Below are 8,533 nucleotides of genomic sequence, written 5' to 3'. Positions count from 1 at the left end.
GCTACGCCCGCGCCTACACCTCAGAAAGCGAACGCCGGGCCGCCCTGCCAGCATGGATCCACGAGTACAACCACCACCGACCCCACACCGCCTGCGGGAACAAGCCACCCATCACCCGCTTGACCAACCTGTCAGGTCAGTACACCTAGGCGGCCCCCTTTGCGCCGAAGTCTGGGACTTCGATCAGGCGACCAGGGCCGCGAGCTCGGCGACGAACCGGGCCAACCCGGCGCCGTACAGGTCCGCGGCAGTCATCCTCACGACCCGCCAGCCGAGTGACTCGAGCAACCGGGTGCGCTGTATGTCGCTCTGCCACTGGCGGCGGTCGGTCCGGTGCTGGTCGCCCTCGTACTCGACGATGACCCGCGTCTCCCGCCACAGGAAGTCGACCTTGGCCAAGAAGTGACCGTCCTCGGCGAACACGTCGGCGTTGAGCTCCGGCTCCGGGAGGCCGGCCCGACCGAACGCCAGCCGGGCCCGGGTCTCCATGGGCGAGCCACTCCCGCGACGCAGCAGTGGCCCGGCCTCCCTGAGCAGACGCCGCCCACGACCGGCTGCCTCGGCCGCCGCGTGCACCAGGGGTTCCAGGAGGTCCGGTGTGCGGGTGGCGAAGGCATCGCCGGCGATGACCAGGTCCTCGGCGGTGAGGCCCCGCACCCTCGCGAGGTCGACCCAGGTGTCGACGGGTGAGGTCACCGGCAGGCCGCGGAGGGTCTCGTGACGGCGCCCGGCGAGGCCGCGGTGCCCGACGACGCCAGCACGGCGCAGCGGCGTGGCGTCGCGCATGACGTGGAGTGGTTCCTCGCGGCTCCACGCGGTGGGCAGTGGCAACCGCCAGAGCCGGGCAGCCGTCAGGTGCGAGAACGCGTAGGTGCCCTCGAGGGCGAGGCCGACGGTGTGGGCGAGCTCGTCGACGGCGCGGGCGTGGTCGTGGGCGCGGACGCCCCAGGTGGGCCGCACCAGGTCCGCCGCCTCGAGCCGCGCCTGGCTGACCATCGCCGCCCGGGCCTCCGCCAGCGTGAACGCGCGTCCCTGCAGGGAGGCGGGCAGCGATGGGAGCGGGAGAGGCACGGTACTCAGGCTGCCGTGCTCCGTACCCACGGCCCTCGAGTTGTCCACAGGTCCGGCCGCGTACCGGGCCCGGTAGCCGCCCACGCGGTGGTGCGCCGTGCCCCGAGGTCTGGGACTTGGGGTCAACGCAGGCTCGTATGGCCCGAAGTCCCAGACTTCGGCGCAAGTCCGGCTCGTATGGCCCGAAGTCCCAGACTTCGGCGCAAGGGGGAGGGGTGAAGGGGGAGGCGCAAGGGGGAGGGGCAGGGGGACGCGCACCACCATCGCGGGCCGGGAGGCGTTTGCACTCTCCGCGGGGGAGTGCCAATAATGGCGTTAGCACTCTCGCCATGAGAGTGACAATCATGGCCTCAAAGTGAGGTCCGGGGAACGTGCGCGACGTGAGCCGCGGGAACCGGGCCGTCCGTCGCGGGCGCGGCGAGGCCGCCACACACGATTCGCGTGGGAGGAACCACCCGAATGGCCAAGATCATCGCATTCGATGAAGAGGCTCGCCGCGGTCTCGAGCGGGGCATGAACATCCTCGCCGACGCCGTCCGCGTCACCCTCGGCCCGAAGGGCCGCAACGTCGTCCTCGAGAAGAAGTGGGGCGCCCCCACGATCACCAACGATGGCGTGTCCATCGCCAAGGAGATCGAGCTCGACGACCCGTACGAGAAGATCGGCGCCGAGCTCGTCAAGGAGGTCGCCAAGAAGACCGACGACGTCGCGGGCGACGGCACCACCACCGCCACCGTGCTGGCCCAGGCCCTCGTCAAGGAGGGCCTGCGCAACGTCGCGGCCGGCGCCAACCCGATGGCCCTCAAGCGCGGCATCGAGAAGGCCACCGAGGCCGTCTCCGCCCAGCTGCTCGAGATGGCCAAGGACGTCGAGACCAAGGAGCAGATCGCCTCCACCGCCTCGATCTCTGCCGCTGACCCCCAGATCGGCGAGATGATCGCCGAGGCCATGGACAAGGTCGGCAAGGAAGGCGTCATCACCGTCGAGGAGAGCAACACCTTCGGGCTCGAGCTCGAGCTCACCGAGGGCATGCGCTTCGACAAGGGCTACATCAGCCACTACTTCGTCACCGACACCGAGCGCATGGAGGCCGTGCTCGAGGACCCCTACGTCCTCGTCGTGAACTCCAAGATCTCCGGCATCAAGGACCTGCTGCCCCTCCTCGAGAAGGTCATGCAGTCCGGCAAGCCGCTGCTCATCATCGCCGAGGACGTCGAGGGCGAGGCCCTGTCGACCCTGGTGGTCAACAAGATCCGTGGCACCTTCAAGTCCGTCGCCGTCAAGGCCCCGGGCTTCGGTGACCGTCGCAAGGCCATGCTCGCCGACATCGCCATCCTCACCGGTGGCCAGGTCATCTCCGAGGAGGTCGGCCTCAAGCTCGACACCGCAGAGCTCGACCTGCTCGGCCGTGCGCGCAAGGTCGTCGTGACCAAGGACGAGACCACCATCGTCGAGGGTGCTGGCGACAACGACCAGATCCAGGGTCGCGTCAACCAGATCCGCGCCGAGATCGACAAGTCGGACAGCGACTACGACCGCGAGAAGCTGCAGGAGCGCCTGGCCAAGCTGGCCGGCGGTGTCGCAGTCATCAAGGCCGGTGCCGCGACCGAGGTCGAGCTCAAGGAGCGCAAGCACCGCATCGAGGACGCCGTGCGCAACGCCAAGGCTGCCGTCGAGGAGGGGATCGTCGCCGGTGGTGGCGTGGCCCTGCTCCAGGCGACCAAGGCCGCGTTCGAGAAGCTGGAGCTCGAGGGTGACGAGGCCACCGGCGCGAACATCGTCCGCGTCGCCGCCTCTGCCCCGCTCAAGCAGATCGCGATCAACGCCGGCCTCGAGGGCGGCGTCGTCTCGGAGAAGGTCTCCAACCTTCCCTCCGGCCACGGCCTCAACGCCGCGACCGGCGAGTACGTCGACCTCATCGCCGCGGGCATCATCGACCCGGCGAAGGTCACGCGCTCCGCGCTGCAGAACGCCGCGTCGATCGCCGCGCTGTTCCTCACCACCGAGGCCGTCATCGCGGACAAGCCCGAGAAGGCTGCCCCCGCTGCGCCCGGTGGCGACGAGATGGGCGGCATGGGCTTCTGAGCCCAACTGCACCACGCGTCACCAGCACGAACGTCGAAGGGCGGTTCCCCAGCAGGGAGCCGCCCTTCGGCGTACCCGGCGCCATACCGCACGCCGGACGGGTGACCGGGGAGGGGGTTTGGCACCCACCGCACGGGTGCGACGTGTAGAAACAGTGCCGTGCCTCCACTCGAAGACAGCCCGCTCACGCTCGGTCCGCTCCTGCGCTACGTGGGTGAGACCAGCGCCACGGTGTGGGTGCAGACCCGGCAGCACGCCACGGTCACGGTGCGGGCCTTCGGCCGGTCGTGGGAGGCGTCCACCTTCAGCGCGCACGGCCACCACTACGCGCTCGTGGTCCTCGACGGGCTCGAGCCGGGAGCCACGAGCGAGTACGAGGTCGACGTCGACGGGGACACCGCATGGCCGCCGAAGGGCCCGGGGGTCGACGCGCTGACCGCCTCGCTGCCGCCGAGCCGCGTCACGACGCACCGGCACAGCGAGCCCACCCGTATGGCGTTCGGCTCGTGCCGCACCTCGGTGCCGCACGACGCCGAGGGCAACAAGAGCAACGGCGTCGACGCGCTGAGGGCCTACGCCTTCCACCTCACCCGAACCGACCCGGCCGAGTGGCCGCACCTCGTGGTCTTCCTCGGCGACCAGGTCTACGCCGACGAGACCTCGGAGGAGATGCGGGAGTTCATCGCCTCCCGGCGCAGCCTCGACGAGCCGCCGGGCGAGGAGCTCAAGGACTACGAGGAGTACGCCCACCTCTACCGGCTCGCGTGGACCGACCCGCTCAACCGCTGGCTGCTGTCGACACTGCCGAGCGCCATGATCTTCGACGACCACGACATCCGAGACGACTGGAACACCTCGCAGGACTGGCACCGCGAGATGAACGCCAAGCCGTGGTGGCACGAGCGCATCGTCGGCGGCCTGGCGTCCTACTGGGTCTACCAGCACGCGGGAAACCTCAGCCCCGAGGACCTGGCGCAGGACGAGGTGTGGCAGCTCATCGCCGAGCACGCGGGCTCCGGTGCCGCCGGCGAGCTCGACCTCACCGAGGTCCTGGACACCCTCGCCGCGCGGGTCGACGCCCAGCCCGAGACGTACCGCTGGAGCTACGCCCGCGACCTGGGCGAGTCCAAGCTCGTCGTCGTCGACTCCCGGGCCGCGCGGCTCCTCACGCCCGACCGTCGATCGATCCTCGACGACGACGAGATGGCGTGGGTCGACGGCCAGCTGCGCGGCGACGTCGACCACCTGTTCATCGCCACGTCCCTGCCGTTCCTCATGGCTCAGGGCATCCACGACCTCGAGGCCATCAACGAGGCCATGTCCAACGGTGCCTGGGGCCCCCGGGTCGCCAGGTGGGGCGAGAAGATGCGCCGAGCCCTGGACCTCGAGCACTGGGCTGCGTTCCAGGAGGGGTTCAAACAGGTGCTCGACATGGTCGTCGAGGTCGCGCACGGCGAGAGGGGTACGGCGCCGGGCACCATCACGTTCCTCTCCGGTGACGTCCACAACTCCTACGTCACCGAGATCGACCCCAAGGAGCTGGGACCGGGCTCGAGCCGGATCATCCAGGCTGTGTGCTCCCCCATCCGCAACCCGCTGCCACGGCAGGCGCGCATCGCGCAGGCGATGCTCGGCAAGGGCCTGGCCAGGCCCTTGCAGCTCCTGGTGGCGCGCACCTCCAAGGTGCCCAACGCGCCGTACCAGTGGCCGATGACCGAGGGCCCGTGGTTCGACAACAACCTCGCGACCCTGCAGGTCCGCGGACGCGGCCTGGTCATGCGCTGGGACCTCGGCGAGGTCAAGGGCGACAAGTACGACGAACCGGACCTGCGACAGGTGGCTCGCGTCGTCATCTCCTGACGGGGGGCCATCCCTGCAACCTCAGGGTCGACTCAGGGGCCGGTGGGGGTCTCACCTGAGGGTGGAGCAATCCGGGCCGCCCTAGCGTTGTCCTCCGTGACGACCGACGCCCTGTCCCCGGGAGGACCCATGACCGCCAGCACCCCCGTGTCCACCACGGAGCCCACCCGCAAGGCCGCCCCGGCGGCTCGGGTGCGCGACCTCACGAAGGTCTACGGCAAGGGTGAGGCTCAGGTCCGTGCCCTCGACGGGGTCAGCGTCGACCTCGCGGCCGGTGAGTTCACCGCGATCATGGGGCCGTCCGGGTCGGGCAAGTCCACGCTCATGCACTGCGCCGCCGGCCTCGACGCCGCGACGTCGGGCGAGGTGTTCGTCGGCGACGTCGACATCACCGGCCTCAAGGACAAGGACCTGACGACGCTGCGGCGCGACCGGATCGGCTTCGTCTTCCAGTCGTTCAACCTCATCCCCACCCTCGACGCGCAGGAGAACATCCTGCTGCCCCTGGCCATCGCGGGCCGCAAGCCGGACCAGGCGTGGTTCGACACCGTCATCGACACCGTCGGCCTGCGCGACCGCCTCGACCACCGGCCCAGCGAGCTCTCCGGCGGCCAGCAGCAGCGCGTCGCCTGCGCCCGCGCCCTGGTGAGCAAGCCCGAGATCGTGTTCGCCGACGAGCCCACCGGCAACCTCGACTCGACCTCCGGCACCGAGGTGCTCAACTTCCTGCGACACAGCGTCGACGAGTTCGGGCAGACCATCGTCATGGTCACCCACGACCCGGTCGCGGCCGCCCACACCGACCGCGTGGTGTTCCTGGCCGACGGCAAGGTCGTCGACGAGATGCGCGAGCCCACGGCCGAGAAGATCCTCGAGCGCATGAAGCGGCTGGACACCCGTCTGTCCCGACCCGCCGCCGAGCACCAGGCCGCCGAGCAGCACCGCGCGGCAGGGAGCTGACGGTGCTCAAGGCCAGCTGGAAGAGCCTTCTCGGCCGCAAGCTGCGGCTGTTCATGAGCGCGTTCGCGATCATCCTCGGCGTCTCGTTCGTCTCCGGGTCCTTCATCTTCACCGACACCCTCGGGCGCGCCTTCGACGGCATCGTCAACACCGTCGGTGACGTCGTGGTCCGCCCCGAGTCGGCGAGCTCGGACTTCGACTCCGGCCCGACCTCCAAGACGGTCCCCGGCGCGCTGGTCCGCAGCCTGGCCGCGCTGCCCGGTGTGGCGCGTGCCGACGGCAACGTCAGCAACCCCACGACCTTCGTCGTCTCGACCCAGGGCAAGCTCATCGGCGGTGGTGGCCCACCCGGCCTCGGCCTCAGCCACAACGACGCCCCCACCTCGGCCGGTGAGCCACCGGCGTCCCTGTCCCAGGGCCGCTGGCCGACCACGAGGGGGGAGGTGGTCCTCGACTCCGGCACCGCCAAGCGGGCGGGGTACGCCGTCGGCGACACGGTCAAGCTCGTCACGAGCGGCGCCCAGCCGGTCGTCACCGCACGGCTCGTCGGCATCGCCGAGTTCAAGGGCGGGACCGTCGGGGCGACCCTGGCCTTCTTCGACACGCGGACGGCCCAGCAGCTCTTCCTCGGCGGCAAGGACGAGTACAGCGACGCCTGGGTGACCGCTGCCGACGGGACCAGCGCGGAGGACCTGGCCAAGGCGGTGCAGGCCAAGCTCCCCAGCGGCTACGAGGCCGTGACCGGCGCGTCCGTCGCCAAGGAGTCGGCCACCGGCATCAACAAGGCGCTCAACTTCATCAACGTCTTCCTGCTCGTCTTCGCCGGCATCGCGCTGTTCGTCGGCTCGTTCCTCATCATCAACACGTTCTCGATCCTCGTCGCCCAGCGCAGCCGCGAGCTCGCCATGCTGCGCGCCCTCGGCGCCGGCCGGCACCAGGTGACGCGGTCGGTGCTGTTCGAGGCGTTCGTCGTCGGGCTCGTCGGGTCGACGGTAGGACTCGGCCTCGGGTTCGCGCTCGCCATCGGCATCCAGAAGCTCTTCGCCCAGTTCGGGCTGGACCTCAGCGGCTCGCCGCTCGTCTTCCGCCCGAGCACCGCGGTGATCGCGTATGCCGTGGGCCTGGTCGTGACGATGGTCGCCGCCTACCTGCCCGCGCGCCGGGCAGGCAAGATGCCGCCGGTCGCCGCGATGCGCGACGACGTGGCGCTGCCCGAGTCGGCCCTGCACCGCCGGGTGTGGGTGGGGGCCGTGCTCTTCGTGGGAGGGCTCGTCGCCGGCTACCTCGGCGCGTTCACCTCGATCTCCAACTCGGCCTACTGGGTCGGCGGTGGGGTGCTCGGCGTCGTCCTGGCCGCCATCCTCACCAGCCCCGTGGTCGGTCGCCCCGTCATCGCCCTCCTCGGGTGGGGCTACCGCCGCAGCTTCGGCGCGGTCGGGGTCATGGCCGAGCAGAACGCCACCCGCAACCCCCGGCGCACCGCAGCAACCGCCTCGGCGCTGATGATCGGCCTCACGCTGGTGTCGATGATGTCGGTCTTCGGCGCCTCGGCGAAGGCGAGCGTCGACAAGTCGATCAACGCCAAGTTCGCGGCCGACTACGTCCTGTCCAACGCGGTGGGGCTGCCGTTCTCGACCACCGTGACGGCTGACGTGGCCAAGGTGCCCGGCGTCGCCACAGTGGCCGCCGTTCGCTACCTGCCGGTGTCGGTCAACCAGGACCGCGGTTTCGCGGCCGCCGTCGACCCGGTGACGTTCGGGAAGGCGGTCCCGGTCGAGTTCCGCAGCGGGTCCCTCGCCGGGCTGAAGGACGGCACCGTCCTGGTCTCGGAGGACCGGGCGAAGAAGCAGCACCTGGCGGTGGGCTCGACGGTGCGCACCGACGTGTCGGGCACTCAGGGCTCGGCGAAGGTGGCCGGGGTCTTCGTCAGCTCGGCAGCGCTGCCCAACTCGATCCTCGTGTCGCTGGCGACCGCGGAGAAGGCCGGGGTGCCGGTGCAGGACAGCGCCGTGTTCGTCGTGCGCGACCGCGGGGCCAAGGCGGCCGCCGTGGAGGCCGGCATCGACAAGGTCATCGCCGACGTGCCGACGGTGACGCTCAAGAACCAGGACGAGTTCGCGGCCGAGCAGCGCAAGCCGATCGACCAGCTGCTCTACATCATCTACGCGCTGCTCGGCCTCGCCGTCATCATCGCGGTGCTCGGCATCGTCAACACCCTCGCCCTGTCGGTGATCGAGCGCACCCGCGAGATCGGGCTGCTGCGGGCGGTCGGCCTGAGCCGACGCCAGCTGCGCACCATGCTGCGGCTCGAGTCCGTCGCCATCGCGCTGCTGGGGGCGGTCCTGGGTGTCGTGCTCGGCCTGGCTGCCGGGTGGGCCCTGCAGCGCAGTCTCGCGGACGACGGCATCGACGTGCTCTCCATCCCCGGGGTCCAGCTCGCGGTGTTCGTCGTGCTGGCCGGGCTGGTCGGGGTGCTGGCCGCGTTGTGGCCGGGGCGCCGGGCCGCTCGTCTCGACGTGCTGCGAGCCATCACCACCGAGTAGCGGACACCGGGCGG

Annotated in this window: 6 protein-coding genes; 5 read left to right on the top strand and 1 reads right to left on the bottom strand. The window is 70.5% G+C overall.

The annotated features are described in order from the left end of the window. Nucleotides 1-149: integrase core domain-containing protein (locus AB4Z02_RS17150; RefSeq protein ID WP_441972251.1), on the top strand; the 149-nt coding region annotated here is incomplete at its 5' end. 34 nt (nt 150-183) lie between these two features. Here the strand turns inward: AB4Z02_RS17150 and AB4Z02_RS17145 are convergent. Beyond that, nucleotides 184-1,071, bottom strand: coding sequence for an endonuclease domain-containing protein (locus AB4Z02_RS17145; protein WP_441972449.1), 888 nt, complete (start codon nt 1,069-1,071; stop codon nt 184-186). Nucleotides 1,072-1,530: 459 nt separating this feature from the next. Here AB4Z02_RS17145 and groL point away from each other — a divergent pair, with 459 nt between their 5' ends. The 4 genes from groL (at nt 1,531) to AB4Z02_RS17125 (ending at nt 8,519) form a co-directional block, all read left to right on the top strand. Continuing rightward, entirely contained in the window at nt 1,531-3,156 is a 1,626-nt protein-coding gene (groL, locus tag AB4Z02_RS17140) for a chaperonin GroEL (RefSeq protein ID WP_056881988.1), read from the top strand. Between the two features lie 159 nt (nt 3,157-3,315). Then, nucleotides 3,316-5,016: an alkaline phosphatase D family protein gene (locus AB4Z02_RS17135; RefSeq protein ID WP_441972447.1), complete on the top strand. Its 1,701-nt coding sequence runs from the start codon at nt 3,316-3,318 to the stop codon at nt 5,014-5,016. 129 nt (nt 5,017-5,145) lie between these two features. Continuing rightward, nucleotides 5,146-5,976 carry an ABC transporter ATP-binding protein gene (locus AB4Z02_RS17130; protein WP_441972451.1) on the top strand — a complete coding sequence of 277 codons (831 nt, stop codon included), beginning with the start codon at nt 5,146-5,148 and terminating at the stop codon, nt 5,974-5,976. 2 nt (nt 5,977-5,978) lie between these two features. Next, nucleotides 5,979-8,519, top strand: coding sequence for an ABC transporter permease (locus AB4Z02_RS17125; protein WP_441972446.1), 2,541 nt, complete (start codon nt 5,979-5,981; stop codon nt 8,517-8,519). The last annotated feature ends 14 nt before the right edge of the window (nt 8,520-8,533 follow it).

Source organism: Pedococcus sp. 2YAF34 (assembly GCF_052114585.1).
In the GTDB taxonomy this organism is placed as follows: Bacteria; Actinomycetota; Actinomycetes; order Actinomycetales; family Dermatophilaceae; genus Pedococcus.
The sequence above is the reverse complement of the archived record's forward strand: the minus strand, read 5'-3'. Positions and strand labels throughout refer to the sequence as shown.

Bases quoted from the DNA above. Each gene is read 5' to 3' on its own strand.
- groL (WP_056881988.1), top strand. From the start codon at position 1,531: ATGGCCAAGATCATCGCATTCGATGAAGAGGCTCGCCGCGGTCTCGAG.
- AB4Z02_RS17130 (WP_441972451.1), top strand. From the start codon at position 5,146: ATGACCGCCAGCACCCCCGTGTCCACCACGGAGCCCACCCGCAAGGCC.